At 39.3% G+C, this 20,891-nt stretch carries 33 protein-coding genes; 20 read left to right on the top strand and 13 right to left on the bottom strand.

Annotated elements, in window-relative coordinates; genetic code table 11:
- Positions 1 to 225: 225 nt before the first annotated feature.
- Positions 226 to 471, top strand: a complete 246-nt coding sequence (locus tag B4U84_RS29875; protein WP_131121463.1) for a hypothetical protein — start codon at positions 226 to 228, stop codon at positions 469 to 471.
- A gap of 261 nt (positions 472 to 732) precedes the next feature.
- Here the strand turns inward: B4U84_RS29875 and B4U84_RS29870 are convergent, their stop codons facing one another.
- Positions 733 to 1,293 (bottom strand): HD domain-containing protein, encoded by a 561-nt coding sequence (locus tag B4U84_RS29870; protein WP_131121501.1) that lies wholly within the window; start codon positions 1,291 to 1,293, stop codon positions 733 to 735.
- Positions 1,294 to 1,421: 128 nt separating this feature from the next.
- Between B4U84_RS29870 and B4U84_RS29865 the strand changes: the two genes are divergently transcribed.
- The gene (locus tag B4U84_RS29865; protein WP_131121500.1) at positions 1,422 to 1,841 is read left to right on the top strand and encodes a hypothetical protein; all 420 of its coding nucleotides are present in this window, start codon (positions 1,422 to 1,424) and stop codon (positions 1,839 to 1,841) included.
- Positions 1,842 to 1,863: 22 nt separating this feature from the next.
- On the opposite strand, the gene B4U84_RS29860 is transcribed toward B4U84_RS29865, so the two are convergent.
- Together B4U84_RS29860 and B4U84_RS29855 are read right to left on the bottom strand one after the other, a co-directional pair.
- The gene (locus tag B4U84_RS29860; RefSeq protein ID WP_131121499.1) at positions 1,864 to 2,181 is read right to left on the bottom strand and encodes a hypothetical protein; all 318 of its coding nucleotides are present in this window, start codon (positions 2,179 to 2,181) and stop codon (positions 1,864 to 1,866) included.
- Complete coding sequence (locus tag B4U84_RS29855; RefSeq protein WP_131121498.1) at positions 2,156 to 2,395, bottom strand: hypothetical protein; 240 nt, start codon at positions 2,393 to 2,395, stop codon at positions 2,156 to 2,158. The genes B4U84_RS29860 and B4U84_RS29855 overlap by 26 nt, the downstream gene beginning before the upstream one ends.
- Before the next feature lie 12 nt (positions 2,396 to 2,407).
- Here B4U84_RS29855 and B4U84_RS29850 point away from each other — a divergent pair, with 12 nt between their 5' ends.
- The 6 genes from B4U84_RS29850 (at position 2,408) to B4U84_RS29825 (ending at position 5,392) form a co-directional block, all read left to right on the top strand.
- On the top strand, positions 2,408 to 3,373 hold the full coding sequence (locus tag B4U84_RS29850; RefSeq protein ID WP_131121497.1) for an HNH endonuclease: 966 nt from the start codon (positions 2,408 to 2,410) through the stop codon (positions 3,371 to 3,373).
- 115 nt (positions 3,374 to 3,488) lie between these two features.
- Complete coding sequence (locus tag B4U84_RS29845) at positions 3,489 to 4,349, top strand: AcrVA2 family anti-CRISPR protein (RefSeq protein WP_131121496.1); 861 nt, start codon at positions 3,489 to 3,491, stop codon at positions 4,347 to 4,349.
- A gap of 2 nt (positions 4,350 to 4,351) precedes the next feature.
- A complete protein-coding gene (locus B4U84_RS29840) occupies positions 4,352 to 4,603 on the top strand; it encodes a hypothetical protein (RefSeq protein ID WP_131121495.1) in 252 nt (83 codons plus the stop codon).
- A gap of 144 nt (positions 4,604 to 4,747) precedes the next feature.
- Positions 4,748 to 4,930, top strand: coding sequence for a hypothetical protein (locus B4U84_RS29835; protein ID WP_131121494.1), 183 nt, complete (start codon positions 4,748 to 4,750; stop codon positions 4,928 to 4,930).
- Positions 4,914 to 5,162, top strand: a complete 249-nt coding sequence (locus tag B4U84_RS29830; protein WP_207391036.1) for a hypothetical protein — start codon at positions 4,914 to 4,916, stop codon at positions 5,160 to 5,162. The genes B4U84_RS29835 and B4U84_RS29830 overlap by 17 nt, the downstream gene beginning before the upstream one ends.
- A 20-nt stretch (positions 5,163 to 5,182) precedes the next feature.
- Positions 5,183 to 5,392, top strand: a complete 210-nt coding sequence (locus B4U84_RS29825) for a hypothetical protein (protein ID WP_131121492.1) — start codon at positions 5,183 to 5,185, stop codon at positions 5,390 to 5,392.
- An 89-nt stretch (positions 5,393 to 5,481) separates the two neighbouring features.
- Here the strand turns inward: B4U84_RS29825 and B4U84_RS29820 are convergent.
- Positions 5,482 to 6,536 (bottom strand): IS630 family transposase gene (locus B4U84_RS29820; protein WP_242677760.1). Its coding sequence is split into 2 segments (ribosomal slippage): positions 5,482 to 6,141 and positions 6,144 to 6,536, totalling 1,053 coding nucleotides; the frame shifts between segments, so codons are not numbered across the junction.
- Between the two features lie 91 nt (positions 6,537 to 6,627).
- Between B4U84_RS29820 and B4U84_RS29815 the strand changes: the two genes are divergently transcribed.
- Genes B4U84_RS29815 through B4U84_RS29795 form a run of 5 tightly spaced genes read left to right on the top strand, consistent with a single transcriptional unit; the run spans position 6,628 to position 8,542 of the window.
- Positions 6,628 to 7,068, top strand: a complete 441-nt coding sequence (locus tag B4U84_RS29815; RefSeq protein WP_131121491.1) for a hypothetical protein — start codon at positions 6,628 to 6,630, stop codon at positions 7,066 to 7,068.
- A gap of 1 nt (position 7,069) precedes the next feature.
- Entirely contained in the window at positions 7,070 to 7,462 is a 393-nt protein-coding gene (locus B4U84_RS29810; protein WP_131121490.1) for a hypothetical protein, read from the top strand.
- Positions 7,446 to 7,649, top strand: coding sequence for a hypothetical protein (locus B4U84_RS29805; RefSeq protein ID WP_131121489.1), 204 nt, complete (start codon positions 7,446 to 7,448; stop codon positions 7,647 to 7,649). Before B4U84_RS29810 ends, B4U84_RS29805 begins: the two co-directional genes overlap by 17 nt.
- A gap of 55 nt (positions 7,650 to 7,704) precedes the next feature.
- On the top strand, positions 7,705 to 8,034 hold the full coding sequence (locus tag B4U84_RS29800) for a hypothetical protein (RefSeq protein WP_131121488.1): 330 nt from the start codon (positions 7,705 to 7,707) through the stop codon (positions 8,032 to 8,034).
- The gene (locus B4U84_RS29795) at positions 8,027 to 8,542 is read left to right on the top strand and encodes a hypothetical protein (protein WP_131121487.1); all 516 of its coding nucleotides are present in this window, start codon (positions 8,027 to 8,029) and stop codon (positions 8,540 to 8,542) included. Before B4U84_RS29800 ends, B4U84_RS29795 begins: the two co-directional genes overlap by 8 nt.
- 59 nt (positions 8,543 to 8,601) lie before the next feature.
- On the opposite strand, the gene B4U84_RS29790 is transcribed toward B4U84_RS29795, so the two are convergent.
- The 3 genes from B4U84_RS29790 to B4U84_RS29780 all read right to left on the bottom strand — a co-directional run bounded on the left by B4U84_RS29790 (position 8,602) and on the right by B4U84_RS29780 (position 9,803).
- The gene (locus B4U84_RS29790; RefSeq protein WP_131121486.1) at positions 8,602 to 8,805 is read right to left on the bottom strand and encodes a hypothetical protein; all 204 of its coding nucleotides are present in this window, start codon (positions 8,803 to 8,805) and stop codon (positions 8,602 to 8,604) included.
- Between the two features lie 96 nt (positions 8,806 to 8,901).
- Complete coding sequence (locus tag B4U84_RS29785) at positions 8,902 to 9,150, bottom strand: hypothetical protein (protein ID WP_131121485.1); 249 nt, start codon at positions 9,148 to 9,150, stop codon at positions 8,902 to 8,904.
- A gap of 161 nt (positions 9,151 to 9,311) precedes the next feature.
- Positions 9,312 to 9,803: a GIY-YIG nuclease family protein gene (locus tag B4U84_RS29780; protein ID WP_242677774.1), complete on the bottom strand. Its 492-nt coding sequence runs from the start codon at positions 9,801 to 9,803 to the stop codon at positions 9,312 to 9,314.
- An 863-nt stretch (positions 9,804 to 10,666) separates the two neighbouring features.
- On the opposite strand from B4U84_RS29780, the gene B4U84_RS29770 reads away from it, so the two are divergent.
- Positions 10,667 to 10,876, top strand: coding sequence for a hypothetical protein (locus tag B4U84_RS29770; RefSeq protein WP_131121620.1), 210 nt, complete (start codon positions 10,667 to 10,669; stop codon positions 10,874 to 10,876).
- 253 nt (positions 10,877 to 11,129) lie between these two features.
- Here B4U84_RS29770 and B4U84_RS29765 read toward each other — a convergent pair whose 3' ends face one another.
- Positions 11,130 to 11,507: a hypothetical protein gene (locus B4U84_RS29765; RefSeq protein ID WP_026719042.1), complete on the bottom strand. Its 378-nt coding sequence runs from the start codon at positions 11,505 to 11,507 to the stop codon at positions 11,130 to 11,132.
- Positions 11,508 to 11,596: 89 nt separating this feature from the next.
- Positions 11,597 to 11,794 (bottom strand): competence protein ComE, encoded by a 198-nt coding sequence (locus tag B4U84_RS29760; RefSeq protein ID WP_242677773.1) that lies wholly within the window; start codon positions 11,792 to 11,794, stop codon positions 11,597 to 11,599.
- 468 nt (positions 11,795 to 12,262) lie between these two features.
- Here B4U84_RS29760 and B4U84_RS29755 point away from each other — a divergent pair, with 468 nt between their 5' ends.
- Positions 12,263 to 12,556 carry a hypothetical protein gene (locus tag B4U84_RS29755; protein WP_242677772.1) on the top strand — a complete coding sequence of 98 codons (294 nt, stop codon included), beginning with the start codon at positions 12,263 to 12,265 and terminating at the stop codon, positions 12,554 to 12,556.
- Between the two features lie 8 nt (positions 12,557 to 12,564).
- On the top strand, positions 12,565 to 12,735 hold the full coding sequence (locus tag B4U84_RS31040) for a hypothetical protein (protein ID WP_165490409.1): 171 nt from the start codon (positions 12,565 to 12,567) through the stop codon (positions 12,733 to 12,735).
- Here B4U84_RS31040 and B4U84_RS31370 read toward each other — a convergent pair.
- The gene (locus B4U84_RS31370; protein ID WP_131121618.1) at positions 12,728 to 13,018 is read right to left on the bottom strand and encodes a hypothetical protein; all 291 of its coding nucleotides are present in this window, start codon (positions 13,016 to 13,018) and stop codon (positions 12,728 to 12,730) included. The genes B4U84_RS31040 and B4U84_RS31370 overlap by 8 nt on opposite strands.
- A 186-nt stretch (positions 13,019 to 13,204) precedes the next feature.
- Here B4U84_RS31370 and B4U84_RS29745 point away from each other — a divergent pair, with 186 nt between their 5' ends.
- The 3 genes from B4U84_RS29745 (at position 13,205) to B4U84_RS29735 (ending at position 18,948) form a co-directional block, all read left to right on the top strand.
- Positions 13,205 to 14,983: a pentapeptide repeat-containing protein gene (locus B4U84_RS29745; protein WP_131121617.1), complete on the top strand. Its 1,779-nt coding sequence runs from the start codon at positions 13,205 to 13,207 to the stop codon at positions 14,981 to 14,983.
- Between the two features lie 48 nt (positions 14,984 to 15,031).
- Entirely contained in the window at positions 15,032 to 16,042 is a 1,011-nt protein-coding gene (locus B4U84_RS29740) for a CHAT domain-containing protein (protein WP_131121616.1), read from the top strand.
- A gap of 92 nt (positions 16,043 to 16,134) precedes the next feature.
- Positions 16,135 to 18,948, top strand: coding sequence for a GUN4 domain-containing protein (locus B4U84_RS29735; protein ID WP_242677771.1), 2,814 nt, complete (start codon positions 16,135 to 16,137; stop codon positions 18,946 to 18,948).
- 494 nt (positions 18,949 to 19,442) lie between these two features.
- On the opposite strand, the gene B4U84_RS29730 is transcribed toward B4U84_RS29735, so the two are convergent.
- The 3 genes from B4U84_RS29730 to B4U84_RS29720 all read right to left on the bottom strand — a co-directional run bounded on the left by B4U84_RS29730 (position 19,443) and on the right by B4U84_RS29720 (position 20,310).
- Entirely contained in the window at positions 19,443 to 19,769 is a 327-nt protein-coding gene (locus B4U84_RS29730) for a hypothetical protein (protein ID WP_131121615.1), read from the bottom strand.
- A gap of 65 nt (positions 19,770 to 19,834) precedes the next feature.
- Complete coding sequence (locus B4U84_RS29725; RefSeq protein WP_131121614.1) at positions 19,835 to 20,026, bottom strand: hypothetical protein; 192 nt, start codon at positions 20,024 to 20,026, stop codon at positions 19,835 to 19,837.
- Between the two features lie 77 nt (positions 20,027 to 20,103).
- Entirely contained in the window at positions 20,104 to 20,310 is a 207-nt protein-coding gene (locus tag B4U84_RS29720; protein WP_131121613.1) for a hypothetical protein, read from the bottom strand.
- Positions 20,311 to 20,452: 142 nt separating this feature from the next.
- Here B4U84_RS29720 and B4U84_RS29715 point away from each other — a divergent pair.
- Positions 20,453 to 20,891: hypothetical protein (locus B4U84_RS29715; protein ID WP_131121612.1), on the top strand; the 439-nt coding region annotated here is incomplete at its 3' end.

Genomic DNA, 20,891 nt, shown 5'->3' with positions numbered 1-20,891 from the left:
CAGTAGCGCCTGCCTGTATTGAGGTTGGCGCTATTATTATTTTTATATACAAAAAACTGGGTGCGTTCGCGTAGCGTCTCCTTTGGAGAATCGCTCAATTGAAGGGATGATACACAGGAGTTCGCGCATTAATTAATAGCTGGTGAAATAAATCATCATGGGGGTAGAAGTGTAAAAACAAGAAACTAGGTAATTTAAGAACGGCGGCAATTTTATAGATATACAATGACACGAGAAGTTACGGATGCTGACGGAATCACTTGGACATGCACACAGGCATATTCAGGTCTTTCGGATGAAAAGGAAAACAACACAGCTGCTCAAGTAAATGAGGAGCGCGATACATATTGGGTTGTCTGCACACCCAGCGGCGGCGCTAAATCGGTGCGGCTCGAACTACCTGGTGAATGGGAAAATTCCTACTCCGATGAGGATTTGTTGAAGCAAATTAAGACGGGCTTGGAGAAATAAGGCAAATTCACGAGCTTTGGCACTAAAGCGAGGAGCAAAAATGTTGGGGCAATTTTTTGATGTTGCGCGATCGCTTTTATATGGGTATTCTCAAACGTCAAATTAAATTTAATATTCTGTTGTAAATGGCGATTTTCCTTGCTTAATTCGATTATATCGATACTCTCAAGCGTCAAATTAAATTTAATAGGTATCTTAGCAGTTCATCTATCTACTAGACATCTCCAGAAATGGGGTATTGACGTTCATTTTCGCAGATGTCTACTTGATAAATGCCTTGTAATCTTCAATTTTTTTAGCAAAACGTGAAGCCAGAAATGGACTTGCATCCTTGAGAGCTTCATAAATCTCAATAGCTTCTTCTCGATATCGAGTAATTTTATCTTGAGTCCAGTAGTGTGGTGGTGGCTGTAGGTTGCTAATTCTATCTGCTAATTTTACCATCCATATTTCTTGCGGTTGTTGTTTTATCCTTTGTAAACTATCTGCCATCTGAAGATGTTTGGCTAAACTATTATCTTTTGTTAAGGCAAGTACACCATTAGCTACAGCTTCACCAAATTCAGTTTTTATTTGCTCAAAAGTTGTATTGGTATCTTCAATTGTGTCATGTAAAATCGCGCATTGAATTGCTAAATTTCCATCATGTTCTTGTTCTACACTTAAGGCTGCAATTACTTCCATACTCACAAAACTCAAGTGCATGATGTAAGGCAGGTTTGTACCTGGCACTTTCTGTCCTTGATGTGCATGGGCTGCAAATTTGTAGGCTTTGATATAAGTATCTTGTGACCAGTTTTGTAAACTTTGAGATATTTCCATTTATGCTTGCAATAACAATAAGTTTATAGTCAAGTAATTTGGTACACTATATATTGTAAATTAGTAGTAAAATGACGAAGTTTAAGTATAGTAAATAATCTGAGATTTAGGATTTAATTAACAAAATTATGGAAACAAAGCACAATTATTTCATTATCTTTGACACTTCAGAGGGAGCATATTTGTGTTTAAATCCTGATAACAAAGGTTTATTAACTTATTCAACCCCAAAACAAGCCTGTGATGCTTTCGAGTTGGGCTACAAAGAGCATCATCAACAACAATCAGCAACTTGGTCTACTAGTGCGGCATTGCATTGGTTAAACCTACAACCATTTGTGGTAGCTTTAAGTGCCAGCCTAAGCCCAATGGAAGTGTTAACCACACTTTCTAATTCAGATACCCCAGACCTAAAGGTGTATTCTCTGTCTAGTATTGCTGTACGTCATGTTAAGGGAGCTAAAGTTGATTTAAATACTTGTCGCAGTTATGAAGTATCAAAGGTAGAGTTAATTAACCCTAAGTGGTGGCAAGAAGAACCTGCTTAATATCTTCTTCCGTGTCACTTCATTACTCCTCAATAAGTTCTAACCCTGTCTCTCTTGCTACCCGTTGAGCCAACGATTCTCCAAAAGGGCGAGGGTTGGCTTGCAACCACCGTGAAAACTCATCCAAAATATTGACGTAACTATTTATATGCTGCTCTAACCAATCTGCCTCAGCTGCATAGCCCATATCATCAAGTGCAAGTATGACACAGGCATAGCTAAACATATTGCACTGTCCACTAGCTCTAACTTCAGCCAGCGCTTCCATTAAAAGTGGGGGGCGATGCCTTTCAGCAAGCCGCAGAGCGTCTACGCTACCCGATAATGTTTCCTTCCTCATCCCGCTTAACTTCTACCACTTTTACATTAAATCTTTCCCAAGGCTCGACAGTAAACCCCGCCTCGGTTTCGTCGGGATATCTGGTTGCCATTATTTGCCATGCAGCTTCTTCTGTCTCAGCCTTAATATAGTGTCCCTGTCTGGCTTCGATGTTATCTCGACCAAGACAGTCGTGCAGGTATAATGCGTTACGTGTACAGCGATATTCGCGCATAAACAATTATCAATGACAAAAGATTTAGCTTACTATGTTAAGAAATTTTCTTCCAGGTCTGTTGTTGGCAAGATGGGCTTAAATGTTAGTCCTGATGCGCCCAATAAGCCGATTTTGCTGCTGTCGGTAATTGAAATGATAGCAACAGGGCAGATAACCAAAAACCAAATCCCCTTCAACGCCGAACTTATTGCCACTTTCCTCAAACTGTGGAGCCATCTAGAACCAGAACGTAAGCCTGATATTGGGTTGCCGTTTTACCACCTCACCAGCGATCGCTTCTGGCATTATCAAATGAAACTGGGGTTTGAATCACTGATTGCTGCTAAGGTCAAAATCCGCACTCCCAGCACTATCAGGGAAACCGTTGAGTATGTTTACTTAGATGATGAACTGTGGCAGATTCTCCAAAACGAGAGCGATCGCACTGTACTAACCCACACACTCATTAATTCGTGGTTTAGCGAGTGTACAAAGGATATAGAGCCACTACTACAAGTTAATGCCTTTGCTGAGTTACAACAACAACTGCAACGCTCCGGCGGTAAGGTTTACAAACCAGAAGAATTGGAGGATGAGCAAGCTGTAATTGTTCGGGATGGTGCATTTCGTAAGCTGGTTGTCTCTACCTACAATTACCGTTGTGCTTTTTGTGGTCTACAAATCCTTGATACTAAGGGTCAAAATATCGTCGATGGGTCACACATCAAACCCTTTTCTCAGTTCTATGATGACAGGATTGATAACGGGCTTTCATTGTGTAAAAATCACCACTGGGCATTTGACCGCTTTTGGTTCACCCTTAACGACGACTACACCATTGTTGTGGCTGACAACCTGCGCGAAGACTCACCCAACGCTAAACCGATGCGGGAATTTAGAGGCGATCGCATTATCCTACCCAGCCAGCAACAGTATTATCCAAGGCTTGATGCTTTAGCATGGCATCGAGAGGAATTTTTGAGACGTGCTGCGTAGGGTGTAGGTTTAATGAGCAGCCGCGCCCAGGCGATCGCACTTTGATAAACTGCAACAAAGTCGCTTTGATCGATAATATACAGGGAATCTAACTCTTAATTGTAGAACGCAGTTGATGACCAAAAAGCCTAAAGGTTGGTACAAGCAAATTGTTATTCGCCCCGTCGTGCATGTGGACGGTTACGAAAGCTATGAGAAAATATGCGGTTATGTTGCTGATATTTACTTTTCAGTAGATGAACAAAGGCTTGAAAAACAACTAAGAATCAACCCCAAGGATTCAAGGTATATTACTCTCTACACGCTTTTTAAAGTAGGGCAAACCAAATGTCCTGCTTATTGGGTGAATAATGATTTGTTAAGTGCATTGATGCAATCAAATTTAGATGTTGAAGTTGAAAATTTGCAATGGGCAATGAAAACGGGTTTTTTGATGTTGCCCAAGGGTGCAATTCTTTCTCCTGAAAAACGCAGTATTGATGCAATTTTTTGGCATTTTGATGATGATTTTCTTTATTGGGCGGCAACTGATGGAGCTAGTTCTTTCTGTCGCCGATTTAAAATTAACGATAACTTAAAAAAGTTTACATATACTGATGCTCAAGATTTCAATCCACAGGAAGTTAAAGAATTTAATGAATATCTACAAGCTATTTTCTTGCGTCTAATTTTAATTATGGAATGCCGTCCTGAACTTGTAGATCCTGAAGAACAGAGGCAGAAAGTGACTATTAATAAAGGATTTGGCAAAGCGCAAGCACAAGACTTTTATCAACCACTTTGGATTGGTGGAAATTATCGCCTCAAGCGTGAGGGAACCCAAAGCAGTGAAGACAGTGGCGGTAAACAAGGTGGAACCAAAAGCCCCCATTGGCGTAGAGGATTTATACGCAACCAACCTTATGGAGAAGGTAGGCAGCAAAGAAAACTAGTGTGGATTGAGCCAGTTTTAGTAATGGGTGGAAAAGAATTATAAGTATGAAATACTATTTTTATCGATGCTACTACAGAAGCAATTCCTCAGCAGGGTTACTTTACACCTCTAAAAACGATACAGTTATTTTAACCACAACCCGAAATTTAGCATGGTGTAAAAAATGGAAAACCTTAGCAGGGGCTAAAAAGAATCTTGAAAAATATAATAAACTTTGGCAAGAAGAACATGAAGAAGGTTTTCTAGAAATAGAAGAAATTGAATGGGATGCCAGCCCTGACAAAATAAAAAGCTAATAGAGGTTGTTGCAAATCGTCTTAGCAATTAAACGACGGCGATCGCATCTGTCAGCCCAGGAGCAATATTATCCGCGCTTGAATGAGTTGCGCTACCATCGTGAGAAATTTAGGTTATGTTTGCTTGAGGCATAGATATGGAATTTGATGAAGACCCAAACAACCCTTGAGTATTTAGTTAAGCAATTAGTAATCAAATTTGCCGAAATTAATGGTTATGAAATTCAACCATATATGGATATTCTAAAAATGGAAGATCCAAGGATTAAGGTTTGGCTAGAAATGGCAGAAGTTGCTTATGATTATTTAAATGAAAACTTATTTTAATGTAATGATTGACGAACAATCCAAAATAGATGAGCTTTTTAAACTTCTTGAACCACTGAATAAAACTCAAGGAGAGCATTCAGTAAGTGTAACTTTCTTTCCCGGAATCAAAGGTGGTGTTATTAATTTTATGTTGGAATGGAAAAATTTTATCGGCGAGAAGGAATTTGATGATATTGATGAAGCAATAAGATTTGCACATGAGCTTCAAAAACAAGCAGGTTTTGAGTAGATTAGGTGAAGGTACTCCCTATGTATACTGCTTACCCGTATGTAATTAAAAATGATAGCGGCGCATACCTACAACACGATGCAACGATGACAAACCCCATCTGGGGCAACATCGACACCGCCATGCACATCCGCCACTACATTGGTGCAGTCACGATTCAAGAAGTAACAGGTGGCTGGGTCTTTCAACTCAAGGGCGATCGCTATGAATACAATTTTGTTTGTATATAAACCTAAAGCCTCTGTCATTCAATGATTACAAGTTTATTTTTGAAGAGTAAGTAGGTGGGTGGGAAAATTTATAAGTATGTAACGAAAATTTAACCAGAATGATTGGAGTTAAATTTGACACGTTTCGTACTGTAGTTTCCTCTTTCTCCCCTAGCTTGAATTCCATCAATTACAGCGTAAGCAAGGTCTAACTCATCCTCAAAGGTTTTCGAGGCTAGTTCATCTTTTTTGAGGTGTTGCCACTCCAATTCAATCGGGTTCATTTCCGAACAATATTTGGGTAAAAAGAAGATGTACAAACCCCGAAGTTCCCACTTCGACCATAACTGCTGTACCTCTTTGCATCGATGTATTGGGCTGTTGTCCTGGACTATTACTCTGATGCGTCCAGACTTTTCGGCTTCAAGTGCTTCTTGTTCCATCATCTGGATATAAGACTTGCGGTGAACGCCCCCGATCACCAAACCGTAAACAAAACCGATCAAAGGTTGGAGAAACCCGATAATACTTAGTCTTCGACCACGACGCTTTGTTTGCTCCAAACGTTTTTGTTCACCTTTAAAGTAATAGGTATAGCCTGGTTCACTCCACAGACAAAACCCTGATTCATCTAGATACTTGAGGTCTATTTCTCCGGCCGCCGCAGATAATTCCAGCATCTCTAGGTCTGCTTGTTTCTGCGTTCGGAGTATGGGGTCTTGTTTTCCTTTGTGGCTCTTTCTTGCCCGCTTCCAATTGACCCCCTTTTTTTGAGTACCCGTCTTAATCTGTCGGGACTCAGTTTAATCGAGCGTTCAGTTTCTAATTTTCTTGCTAATTGAGGACTATTGTATGTACGTGGTTCTTTTTTGAGGCATTCTTCCAAAAACACTATGTCCTCTTCTTTCCATTTTGCTTTCCCTCCTCTACCACGTAGTTCCCAAAGTCCTTCTAGACCATGCTTTTTCCATTTGTGCAAAACTTCTCTTACTGTCTGTGAAGTCCAATTGACATGAGCCGCTATTTTTTCCACATACCAACCGTGTGCGTTTAACCTAATTACTTCTGCTCGGTCTTTAACTTTCTGTGGTACGTCTGCCGTTCTCAGGTTTAACAGGGTTCTGTCTTGTTCACGAGTTAGGAATACCCTTAAACGCGCCCCCATATCTTAGTTACCTTGGTAAATTTTTTCTCCGTATTTACTTATCTTCACATAGTTTGGTTTTTTCGTGCCTACCTACTTAAATGTCAAAATAATGAACACACTACAACTAAAATTAGGAGATAAAGTAGGAGTATTTTTCTACGATGATTGGCGTGGTAGTAAAGCCATAATTGATGAAGTTATACATATTTCATCTAGTGGTACAATTACTCTAAAAAATGGTACTCGCTACAACCGAAATGGAAGAGAAGTAGGTGCTTTGGGTGAGGCAACTTATCTGTGTACACCAGAAAAGGCACAGGCGATTATTGAAAAGGCTTCCGCACCACCACAGGATAAAGAAGTGATAGATGCGATAGACCCATTAGAAAAAAGACGTAATAAAGCAGCTAAACTAGCAGTGAAATCAGCAATTCAAGCTCTAAATCAGTATGGTTGGTATGCTGATATTAATGGAGAAATGGATGCACTTGAATCTGAGTTACAACAGACTATACTATCTTATCTTGAACGATATGAACCTTTAGATTAAAATGGAAACTTTGGAGACACTACAAGCAATTAACCTGGCTGTTCAAACGTTAGCTCAAATTGAAGAACTTTCAATTGATGATAATATTAAAGAAAAACTTACCAATAAAGTCTTAGAAACAATTGGTATCGAAATATCTCAAGATAAAAAATATGTACGTGGAAGCCAAGAGAAGATTATTAGAACCATTAGAAAACTAGGTGGTAGTGCCACTCGTGCTGATATTGCTGCCAGTACAGGCATGGACCCTAACGCAATTAGTTCATTGCTGAGTAAATTAAGTAAAAAACGTATAGTAGAAAAAATTTCACTTGAGCAACCATCCATCAGAAATGGTAGAGGACTAGAACCTGAGTTTATCTATAAACTTGTAGAAAATGAAAATCAAATTTGAATTAATTGAAGGACTACCTGAAGATCATGGAACCTATCTTTTTTTACTAGAAGATGGTTCTTTGAAAGAAGGATATTTTAGCTCTTTTCCTTTCCCCCATCATCAAGAAGATGTGAGAGTTGCTAACTGTGAAACTGAAGAATTTTATTATTATAAAGTTGTAGGTTGGCTTAAGCGTGTAGAATAAATACTCTCATAACATATTCAATTGTCTTCTGACAACATTAAGAGGTTTGAATAATATGGCTAATAACGAAGTGATAGGTAAAGTGTTTCAAAACCAAGACTACATGACAACAGAACAGCAAAATATTGCTGAAGAATTTCAACAAATGATAGAGGCTGAGTATGCATTGTGTACTAGCCAGATGAAAAAAACTAATCAGTTAGCAACGTCTGGAATTACATCAACCAATCCAAATGACAAAATATCAATCAATTATGCATGTCTGGAAATTGATGCAATTCGTGAATATTGGATGAATCGTTTGGTCGCAATGATGCAAATTGTAGAGAAACGAAACCCAGTTTTAGCAAAAGAACTAGCAAGTCAGTATTTGAATCATGAGTAACAATTTAGACCGCCTCTTGGAAAAGATAAAAGAACAAGCAGACTTAATTGATAAACTTAACCAACGTTCCGATTTTCGCTATAAAAGTACCCAAACGTTAGTTTTAGAATATGGACAACCTTTTACTATAAAGATTAAACCACCATTTAAAGGTGAACCTAAATCATGCTTTGAAAACTGCTTTCAAGCATTGTTGAAGTATCCAAATTTTTACTACTGCGAGGGATTTGCAATTGATGATGAATTACCACTTGCAGTATCTCACGCTTGGCTTATTAATGAAAAAGGGGAAGTAATAGACCCGACTTGGATAGGTGAGCAATACAAAGGTAGCGTTTATTTTGGTGTGGTATTTGATAGAGAATTCGTGTTTGAATTTGCCAGAAAAACCAAACACTATGGAATTTTAGATAGCGATTATATGAATGAACACAAACTCAAAAGAGAAGGATTTCCGCCTCATGCACTCCACACCATATTTCATTCTTCTACGAGCGTGATTGAGTGAAACATTTTTGGGTGCGATCGCTTGATTTAAGTGATGATGCACATGAGCGATCGCACTATTCAATCATCTGGAAACTGCCAAGCTGAGATACTTTCTATGTCTTTGCTGCTACATTTTACACACGTTGCTTCGGCACTTGAATCCATCCACTCATAGCCACAGGCACGACAATGACAGAAAATATTATTGCGGTTGGCGTCTTTTATACCCGAATGCCATTGCTGTAGTTGATCAGGATTGGAGAAAGGAAAATTATCAGACATTTCAATCAGCCTTTATCTTCAGCTTACAAATATAAAACCACACTGCCCAAACAGTGTGGTGAGGTTTAGTATAGAAATTTTCAAATAGCAGAGTTGCTACTCTAAATCTTCATCTTCATCCCTAATATCGCTTAAAATATCATCAAGAAGTATGCCATCAACAGAAGAACCAGGGCATTTACTTTCGTCAAAAAATTTATTCAAAATTAAACTTGCTGCAATAGATTCTACTTCTTCTTGTGACATATCACTACGGGAGGCAGAGAAAGTATCTGATTCATACTCTTTGATTCCTGCTAACATTGTGTTAATCGCTTTAGTTAATTTTTCAGAGTATTGAGACATACGCTTTTTTAGTAGTTATTATTTTTTATGTTTGATAATATTTTAACATAAATTACTTATTTAATTAAACAATATCCTGGTTATTAAAATTAATAAATAACAGAATTTTATGAATATAATTTTTTGTACATGTGAAGAAAAAGTTGATTATTTTTCTATCACTATTTCCCAAACGGTTGCCCCCATCTCTCCCACATTTCTTTATTGAAGGGTGACTTCCACTTTTGAATTAGCACCTGCTCCAACTCTTGCCGAGCTTTTCTCTCAACCGGGGCATCCCACCAAAACGCAATATTAACCGCAGTCTTTAAGCCATACTGATAATGCAAGTCTTGATAGCTGGCGATGTAATCTTTGCAATCGTGTATGCCCTTCCAGCGTTTATTAGAGCGGCACGTCTCACCAATGTAGAGGATAAGGTGAGCAGCATTATCAACTACAAAGTACAGACAGCTGTCACCGGGGCTATCTGCTGGCATCCGGTAAAAGGATAATGATCGCACCTGTAACTGCAACGGATCAATCTGGTCTGGGTCGCAGTGCGTTGGGGCAATGTCAAATAATGTCACCTGCTGAGGTGGCTTGCTCTGCCTCACTCGCTGCTGATAGTCCAAAATTTGAGATTTCCACTGCACCAAAGCATTGTGGCTCATCACCAGTGTTTCTGCTCTGTGCGCTGGTGTAAGTATCACGTCAGAAAATAGGTTTAGCTGGTTGTTTTCCAAGGTCGTCACGGGCAGTTACAAACCAGTAGATTATCCCCTAGAACTGAAAATAATCAAGGGTGGGATTAATTGAAGGGAGCGATCGCCCTCTAGTTCCGATAAGATACCGAATATGAACATTTCTTAGAGGAAACGTTTGGGCGATCGCCCCCCAATCACTAATCATTAACCAAAAATGTGTTATCGGTTTTAGAAAAAACTAGCTTGCAACCAAACTCGACCACATAAACCTTTGTTAATTGGTACTTTTCAGCATTTTCATCAAACAGACAATTAACTGTTTTCTCTTCTTGTCTGCCTGAATTGCAGTATTTAAAAGTTGCAGTTACTTGCCTTATTTTCATATAACCTACAGTTTTATCCTTGCAAAAGTCTCATGGTTCTCAGGATGCCATGCCAGAAAATCATATCCATCAGGGTTTTTCTGATGATCATATTCCAGATTAAAAGCTTCAGCCGCGTCAACAGTGTCTACGCTATATCTACCCCATCAAGATAATTTGTAAAAAATTAATACGAAATCTAGCCTTTTTTCTAAAAGAAAAAACGTAGTCTTGATTAAGATTATGAAGCTCAAGAGAATCGATTTTGCAGTTTGCAAACACTCCCTACCCCATTAACTCTGATGACAGGTTTCAAACGCAACGAAGGCAGTGTTTTAGAAATGTTGGTGAAAGCGACTCAAAGGCTTTATATGTCTCAACACTACTTCCATATCACTATCAAATGTGATTAGCGTAATACAGCTAGTCCTATTCCAAATAACTTTATCTAGGAGAGCAGAAAAAACAATGTCTAATATCAAGATTTCCGATTTACATTCTATTGATTCCGATAACCTACCACTAGTGAGTCTAACCGAAGAGGAGATGTCTTCAATACAGGGTGGTATTGGTTCCCCCTCCCCCAGCCATATCTTAGCTTTATGGCAAAAATCAGGAAGATGGATTTGTACTGATGGAGAGTCCGTCTGGCCGTGTAATGGCCCTGGGAAGAACTAGTAATTGGGGTAACTCAGTATCGTTACATTTGAAAATTTGGCAAATTGAGATGCCCCCCAATCATATTTAAGCGTGCGTCTGTGTTGAGTCTTCATGCCACAGTTACGGCAGAAGAGAAATTTTGAACTTTCCACAATTAACACCTTGTATAGATTACATATTTAGGATTCCCGCTAACAGTGAGGGCGATCGCAAACGCTAAAAAAGGTGAGCAACTATGCCCACCTTAAAATTTCAAATTGAAAGTTTTACATTAATACTCAATAGACTGACAGCCTAATGCTTCTAACTTTACTTCCATATCTTCGTAGTTTTTACAGTGGAAGTATTGACGGTTTTTTAAATCAACAACATAGTAGCCTTGTTGTCCATTATAAAGCTCTAGCAATGTATTAAAAACTTCTTCTTGAGTTAGCCCAAAGTGTTCCTCAATTGAAGTGTGCATCGATTTAGCAGCTTCTATTTCCGATTCCTTTAGGGCTTTGCCTACGGTCGGCACAATCTTTTCAATAAAAAAATCGTTGTCTTTTCTCCAGTAAGTTCTTATATGAAAAGGACGAGCATGAATTTTTTTAGTAGGTAATTCATCAAGAGATTTAATTATTTGGTATCTTTTGATATCCGCTTCCATAAAATCTCTACTACTTATTTATAATTTGCTGCAATACTTATTATTTACCCCTGCACGATGTAAATGCAATGCAGGGGTAAATATTTTAATTAAGATTTAGACTTTGAATCACCCGAAGAACCATTACCCTTTTCGCCTTTATCTTCTGGCACAATCTCCTCTTTGTCTACCGGATGCCCAGAACTTTTTTCCATATACGCTCCCCCATCTAAAGGTACGTATTCTTCTGCTGGATTGCTTTTACTAGCATCTCCATTATTTCCACTTTGACGTATACCACTCATCATTCAATTCCTAAACTACGACTGAGAGTAAGAAAGTGGTAGCAAGTTACTTACTACCACAAACGCTTCACTGTGCAATGAACGTATGCTGAGTTAACTTGACCCAGCATTCACCGATTTTTCTGCTCGAAGCGCTAAAAATTGAATTATCTGTACAAGCAGTTTAACCTTGTCTCTGCTTGAGCCTCGGTAACAACAAGTAACATTCGTCATAATTTAATAGCCCTCCTGTAGGCTGTCTTTACTACTACGGGTTGGGAAGTCCTCCGGTGTGCCAGCACCGGGGGCGCGCTCACATCCTTCTACTTCTGCATAATATCAAAGATTGGGCGTATTTGTCCCAATAATGGGGCAAATTTGGGATAAAATAATTTGGTGATCCTTTTTTGTGCCAATTCTGGGGCAGATTTGGAAAAATAGAAGCACTTAGGTAGCAATATGAATGCAGTAGGTTTGCCCAGAAAGGATGAAATGCCCAAAAAGGATGAAAGACTAGCTATCCCTGCTTTGGGGGAATATTACAATGACATGCTGACTGTGGATGCATGGGTCAATGGCCGTACTAAGGTCGTCCAGGCACAGTCTCTTTTATGTGCCAAGCTCCAGGAGCGAGACAAGTTGATCAAAGAGCGGGTAGAGTATTTAGCTAAAAAGCGGGATATTACTTTTGACCAGATGTGGGCAGCAATTCTCAATGGCACTGCTCAAAAGATGATTCCCGGTGAAGGTGAAGGACTAGAGTACAAAAACGGGGATGAGGGATAATTTAATTGATGGAAGCGGAAAACTCAGCAAAAATCAATGATTTACAACTTTTTATTCAAGAACTTGAGGAACTTGAGGATGTAGCAATTAAAGTTGTAGAAGCTTATTTAAATAAAGGTGATTGTCTAGATTTCAAGGCAGCACTTGAGGCGCTGGCAATATTCCTTAAAATTATGTAGTTTTTAGGCGATCACACCCATTCAACATTTCCTCTAAGAAAAATGACACAACAAACTCAACCATCAAAAAATCTATTTGAGCCAATTCAAACCCCCAAGATAAGCGAAAATTTGCTTCAGCCAATTCAAGCCCCCAAGGTAAGTGAGGACTTGAAGGATAAGTTTGCTTCTTTGTTACAACCTCCTGCTCAAAAGAAATAGGTAAATTCAGGCGATCGCACGAGTTGGTCGCCTTTTTAATAAGTTGGGTGTTGTCATTATCTGTTGGAGTGCGATATGCCATCCGGCACGCTATGCGATCGCCACTCTAAAAATTGAATTTAACCAGAGCGATCGCACTCCAATTGCGTGTTCTAACAGTGAAGCAGAACTGCTAGGGGCGTGTTGGTGTGGAATTTAAAGTGAAAATTCAGGAAATTTCGGTCTTATTCCTGTATAAGAAGATTAAGTCTATCTTCTGCTTCAAATTATGCCCCTGGACTTTTCTGGACAAAATCTCCAAGGACGCTCCTTTAGAGGTCAAAACCTTAAAGGGGCAAACTTCAGCGGCGCAGATATACGAGGTGCAGATTTTAGCAAAGCTAATTTGAGAGGGGCAAACTTCACGAGTGCTAAGGCTGGACTGCAACGTCGGTGGGCAATTTTCCTAGTTCTTGTCTCATGGTTGTTGTCGGCATTATCAGGATTATGCTTGTATGTCAATGGTTATTTTGTGTCTCTAATTTTTGATACCCAGAGCTTAGAGAAACAGATCGCGGGCTGGACTGCCTTAATCGTATCGATTGCCGTCTTTTTCCTCATAATTCGCCAAGGAGTAGCAGCCTTCGCCGTCGCCGTCGCCGGAGCCATTACCGTCATCGGAGTCTTGACTGTGGGCATCGCCTTCCGCCTCATCGTCTCCTTCAACGGAGTCTTGGCCGCGGCCATCGCCTTCGCCTTCCCCTTCGCCTTCGCCGTCACCGTCGCCCTCCCCTTCGCCGTCGCCGTCACCGGAGCTGTCGCTTTCCCCTTCCCCTTCCCCTTCACCGTCACAGTCGCCGTTACCGGAGCCGTCGCCTTCCCTTTCGCCTTCCCCTTCACCTTCCCCTTTGCCGTCGCTGGAGCCGTCCCCTTCCCCTTCGCCTTTGCCGGAGCCGTCGCCAGAGCCGTCGCTGGAGCCTTCGTCGTCACCGGAGTGTTAACAAGCATTTACATTGGTTGGCGAGCAATGAAAGGAGACGAAAAACATTCTTGGGTTCACAATATTGCTGTTGCCTTTGCTGCTACAGGAGGTACAAGCTTTCGTGGCGCTAACTTAACTGATGCTGATTTCACAGGAGCCACTCTCAAAAATACAGATTTTAGAAAAGCTAATCTGACTCGCACCTGTTTCCATAAAACTAAAAAACTTGACCGTGTTCGCCCAGGAATAACTTACCTGCAAAAAGCACAAGTGGTAAGCGTGCTAGCGACAGGTCATGGGCAAGACAAGAATTTTGATCGTGATGACTTGCGAGGAGTCAATTTTCAAGGAGCCAATTTGGTAGATGCCAGCTTTATTGGTGCAGATCTGAGCTATGCCAATTTGCAAGACGCAGACTTATCAAGGGCGAAATTAGTACAAACACAACTTGACGGCACAGATTTAACAGGGGCTACTCTCACCGGGGCATACATTGAAGATTGGGGTATTACTACTGACACCAAATTTGACGGGGTGAGGTGTGAGTATGTTTATATGCGACTCCCCACGAAAGAGAACCCTGACCCACTCCGCAAACCTGATAATAACAAAGAGGTATTTGCAGATGGAGAATTTGGGGATTTCATCAAACCTATTTTCGACACACTGGACTTGTACCATAACCAAGGTGTTGACCCTCGTGCGATCGCGATCGCATTCAAACAATTAGCAGAAAACAATCCTGACGCAGAGTTACGTATAGTCGGGATGGAAGTCAAGGGTGAAGATAAATTTTTACTCCGTGCTAAAACTGCACCAGAAGCAAATAAATCCGAACTGAGTGCTGAGTATTTCACTACATACAATCAGCTTAAAGCCTTAACAGCACGAGAAATAAAGTTATTAGTAGCAGAAAAAGAGAATCAAATTCGTAGACTAGAAAACATGGTAATGACAGCGTTAGAGCGCCCTAGTTTTTACACCGAAAATCGCACCATAAATATGGATAGCGGTAATTACAACGAGGATATTCAAGGCGATTATGTAGAAGGAGATTCTTTAGAAAGACAGCAATCAACTGAATAAAAATACTTTGATGACTTAAATTTGATAAATTACACTTTTATCAAAAGTATGAAAAAGATTTTAATATTATCAGCTAATCCAAAAGATACAAATAAGCTCCGTTTAGATGAGGAAGTGCGGGAAATCCAAGCTGCTTTGGAACGTTCTAGAGCAAGAGAAGAATTTGAATTAATTACCAGGTGGGCAGTTCGCATTGATGATTTGCGCCGTGCTTTATTAGATAATGAACCACAAATTGTACATTTTTCTGGTCACGCTACAAAAAATAATGGTGTAGATTCAAAGAATTATTCTCAAGAGTATCAGCGCAATGCTATTCGTTTAAATTCACAGCCAAGTGGCATAGCTTTAGAAAATAACTCCGGTCAAATGCAACTAGTTAGTACAAACTCACTAGCAACTCTATTTGAGTTATGTAAAGACACTATTGAATGTGTGCTACTTAATGCTTGCTACTCTGAAGCTCAAGCTGAGGCAATTTATCAGCATATTGACTGTGTTATTGGCATGGAACGCGCTATTACAGATAAAGCTGCTATTAATTTCTCTGTAGCATTTTATGACGCTCTTGGTGCAGGAAGAAATTATCAAGATGCTTTTGAATTTGGTCGCAATAATATTGACCTCAATGGCATACCAGAGTCTTTAACTCCAAAAATAAAAATTAGAAATAATTCTAAAACTTTATTCATACCTAATTCTAAGGAGAAAAAAGCAAATATGGCTGGTGATCGCACTATTAATATGGGTAGCGGTAATTACAACGAGCGCATCCAGGGCGATTATGTACAGGGTAATAAATACGCTGCTGGTGAAAAACAAAGCCTTGCCGAAGCAGCCGCCGAAATCCAGAAATTACTCAAACAGCTAGAACAGACCAACCCTACAGCTACAGAAGTACAGAAAGAGGCTTTTGTGAGCGCAGCTATCCCACCAACAAAGAAAGAAAGGCTTATTAATGCTTTTATTGAAGGTGGGAAAGGGACTATTGAAGAGTTTTTAGATAATCCTTATGTAAACGTGGGAATTAAGATTATCGAAGGATGGAAAAATGCTTAGTGCAGAGTTCGGATTTTCTGCTGATTTTGGCATGAACATGACTTGACATCTCAACTAACTGAGAATTTATAAAACTCGTTCGGACATAGACTATGACTGAAGAGAGAGAATCTGAGCAGCGCGATATCAAAACGGAAAGTGGCAATTATAACGAATCAATTGAGGGAGATTATGTTCAAGGTAACGTATTCAAATGGATTATCAATATTCTGGGTGGACAGCAAAGATTAGAACAAATAGAAAACTTTGCTTTAATAAAAAAGAGAAGTATTTTATCAAAAAAATGGTACTATCTTCTAATATTATTTATTTCTAGCTTAGGATTGACACTAACGTATTTTTTTATTTTAAATAATCAAAAACAAACAGCACTTTTATTATTGATTTTGATGCTATTGCTGCTGATGTTCCTTAATTTTACTAGGATATTTATTTTAGTATTTATAGAAAGAATAACTCAAAATTTTGAGAGAAAGCAACAGGAACTTGCAAATAATTTAGCAGACGAATTTGAAAGAAAACTTGATCCTTGGGAGCAAAAATCTTTAATTTTTCAGACAAAATATTACCATCAATTAATTGAGTCTTGTCGTGACTACCGAACTCAAGGATTAAAAACTAAGGGACCATTCACTCTAGATTTAGAAAAGGTATTTGTGCCACTTAAGGTTGCACCAGAGAGTGCAGAACAAATACATAGTGCAATGATTTCCCTTAGAGAAAAGGTTGAATCTACAAGTATTTGGGATTGGTTAGTAGCAAGTCAAAATATTTACACTTTTCGTAGCATAGTAATCATTGGTCCACCAGGTTCCGGCAAAACAACTCTACTAGAACATTTGGCATTGATCTATGCTAAAAATGAGCAACGCAAACAGCACTCAAAAGCGACACGACTGATTCCTATACTACTTTATTTGCGTGATGTTCAGGAGATGATTGTTAATTCTGAACTTAGCTTATCAGAACTGATTGAGCAGCAACAACTTATTAAAAAGCTTAACCCACCCAAGTATTGGTTTGAGAGGAATTTACAACTTGATAAGGATTGGCATACTCAGCAATGTTTGGTGATGCTGGATGGTCTGGATGAAGTGTCGTTTAACAAACGCACATTAATTAGCCAGTGGATAAATAAGCAAATCCAAGAGTATCGGCATGTTCTTTTTCTCCTTACCTCACGACCATTTGGTTACCGCAGCGCTCCCATACGGCAAGTTAGGACTGTTTTAGAGGTACAGCCATTTAATTTGAAGCAGATGCAGACCTTTATTCAAAACTGGTATCTGCAAAACGAAATTATGAGTCGATTAGGACAAGAAGACCAAGGAGTACGACAGATGGCTCAAACAAAATCAAATGACTTGATTGAGCGTATTAAAAATAACCCATCCTTGGCTGCAATGGCTGTCAATCCATTACTGCTGACAATGATTGCCACAATACATAGTTATCGTGGTGCTTTACCGGGGCGGCGTGTGGAACTATATGCAGAAATTTGTGATGTCATGTTGGGAAGAAGACAAGAGTTTAAAGGAATTCCTGACTCGCTATCTGCCAAACAAAAGAAAGTAGTGCTGCAAGTATTAGCATTAGAGTTAATGGAACAAAATACTCGTGACTTTAGTCCGGAATCAGGAAGTTGTATAATTCAAGCTGAGTTAGCCAAACTAGTAGAGAATAATTTAAAACCAGAAGCATTTATAGAAAATATTGAAAATGTATGTGGTTTGTTAGTTGAAAGAGAAAAAGACGAATACGAGTTTGCTCACAAGAGTTTTCAGGAATATTTAGCAGCAGTTCAGATTAAGGAAGCAAATAAAGAGCAGTTCTTGATTTCTAAAATTAATAATGATTGGTGGCATGAAACTATTCGTCTTTATGCGGCTCAAAGTAATGCAACTAATATCATTCGTACTGCTTTGGCAAATCCAACCGTTGTCTCTCTAAAACTCGCCTTTGATTGCCAGGAAGAAGGTTTGAAGGTTGAACCAGAAGTAAGGCAACAACTCACAGAGAAGCTTGAAGCTGGACTAGAGTCAAATGATTTAGAAATCTTTAAACTAGCAGCAGAAGTTAAACTGGCAAGGCGATTGAGTAATCTGGTGCGTGTTGATGAAAACTTAGAAATTGATAATAACTACATTACCTGTGCAGAGTATCAGCTATTTCTTGAAGAAACACATGAATCTCGTCAACCTCAACACTGGCAAACTAACAGATTCATACCTGGAGATGCTAAAAAACCAATTACTGGAATAAGTTGGCAAAATGCATATCGATTTTGTGCATGGCTAACATTGTGGAGTATAAGACAAGGGTTCGATAGCCAGCTAAACCTAAGTGAATTGGCAGCGCATTATAGATTAGCGACTGAAGACGAAATAAAACAACATTATATCGATGATGACAAACAATTTTCAGAGAATGGAATTCGTATAGTAAAGTCTAAATTACCTTCTAAATACAGTCAACTTGTTTACTACTTAATGAGTGGTGAGTGGCAAAAAGCTGATCAAGAAACAGCGAAGGTAATGCTTGAGGTTGCTGAACGACCAACTAATAGCTATTTAGATACAGAAGATATCAAAGCTTTTCCCTGTGCGGATCTTTGTATCATTGACCAACTTTGGGTGTATGCTAGCAAAGGCCACTTTGGTTTTAGTGTTCAAAAGAGAATATACCAAAGTATGGGTGGCTTAGGACAATTGTGGAATAATGAGAAAACATGGAATGCCTTTTGTGAACATACACGGTGGCGTAGAGGAGAAATGTGGTTATATGAGACCGCAATGATCTATAACCTAGATGCACCTTGGGGACATCTCCCAAGCCCTTGCTGGGGATGGTGGGCGTATCCTTTAGGGTGGTTACTCCTTGAGCGAATAGAGGCCTGTGGCCTATAACACAAATATATATAATCATTATAGTCTTTAAACCTGCTACTCCAATGTGTAGGTACGTGCTACTGCTTCATCCACAAGCTACTGCAAGACCACTTTGCTCAAAAAGAGTTTAAGCGAGATTAGAAAAAAAGTCTGAGACTATACCACGCCAAAATGCATAGGCGATCGCTTCTTATAAACCTAAAACTCCCTCATGCCTTTTTAGCTTTGGGCAATGTCCAGCAAATACCAGAAGACAACACCACGCTAGCAACAGCAGCAATCAGAATAACTTGAACGGCATCAGTGAAGTTAAAAATCATTTTTGTTACCTCAATTTTTGATTTCTACAAATATCTTCAAACTAGACAGGCAATTCTCCAGATATCTAATTGTGATTTAGGACAATCAAGTATGTGATTTTGGTCTAATCATTGTCAGAAATCCTTGCGGTAGGAAGCGATCGCGTAGCGGCTACTACGGAGCGATCGCACTTCTTGTAAAAATGATATTATTCATGCTTCCATTGGGTCTGGTCTTGTGATTCCCAATTCAGTCAGTTTGGTTTTCACATTCTCCCACTTCGTACCGCAGTAGTAGTATTTTTTATCCAAGATATTCGCTATGTAATAACCTTGCTTGCCGCCGTTAATGCGGAATAGTTCAATGGCTACTTTCTTCATAGAAGTACCAAAAGCTGCAAACTCTTCTTCCGGTGACAAATTCGGGGCGTTAAATAAGTTAATAAATGGCTCACCATGTTTAAAAGCCCAGCCATTACCTCGGCGCTGAATAATTTGATAGTAAACAGGACAAAAAACTGCGGTGTTGGAATCTGCCATAATCAAACTAGGTTTTAATTTAGAGTAAAACCCCTAGCAATTTACTAGGGGCTACTAACTATATGTTAGTTATCAACGTTGTCTTGAGAATCTGGCTCGTCTGCAATATCGTCCAGGTCATCTCTGACAACTTCCGAGTCTACGAGGTATGTTTCACCCGATACTTCGTCCCGCTTTTTCCAAACTCCTTGGATTAAACGGATAAAGACTTTAACCGGGTTCCAAAAACCTCGATGACCGTTACCATTTTTGCTCAATCAATCACCTCCTTTATTCAGTAACTGGGGACTAAATATGTCCCCAGATTTATTTTAAACCACTTTTATCCATAAAATTAACCATTTTTACCAGCATTACTTCTATTTTTAGTAGCAATTAATATTAATTCACCTGAGGCGATCGCATCCAATAATTGACCTGTTGAGCCTTCTTGATCATAGATATAGCCTAGTATATGTGCGATTTCTTTGAGCTTATCCCCTGTCCCCGGTGCAACCCGTGCGTGTAAATTTACGCGGTCTAATTTCTTCCTTCCTGCCATAAGTGTAAACAGTAAATATCTAAAAGTGGTGTACACATATAGGATAACAAATATAGCGCTCGCGCAGCTACTCGTGTGGAATCACTGCGTGAGCGCACTCTGGTAAAATTTTTAACTAGCAATACCCATTATTAGTTAGATTATGTTTAAAAAATTAGCAGCAGGAATTGGTTTTGGGATACTACTTGCTATAAATCCTATAGCTATGGGTGAGAATAACAGTTCAAACTATCATAATAATCTTCTTGATAAGTCCAACAAAAAAGCAATTGATGTATCTCAAATATCCATAGGTGGTATGAAGCTGGGGATGAAAGAAACGGAAATTATCAAACAATTAGGTAAACCGAAAAGTCGAACTACAAAGTATGACGATGTTTGTTATAGCTCCTATATTACAACTTGGAATTACGACGGATTAGAAATTGAAGGGCTTTCAACTTCTAGCAATGCAAGTCAAAGTCAAGTCCATTCGATTAAAACTTCTAGTTCGCTTTATCCCACAGAGAAAGGGATAAAAGTAGGCGATCGCATCAGTAAGGCTCAAAAAGCATATTCTGCGTTTTTATCAAGAAATGATA

The organism is Westiellopsis prolifica IICB1 (genome assembly GCF_004323185.1).
Classification (GTDB): domain Bacteria; phylum Cyanobacteriota; class Cyanobacteriia; order Cyanobacteriales; family Nostocaceae; genus Pelatocladus; species Pelatocladus prolificus_A.
The sequence above is the reverse complement of the archived record's forward strand: the minus strand, read 5'-3'. Positions and strand labels throughout refer to the sequence as shown.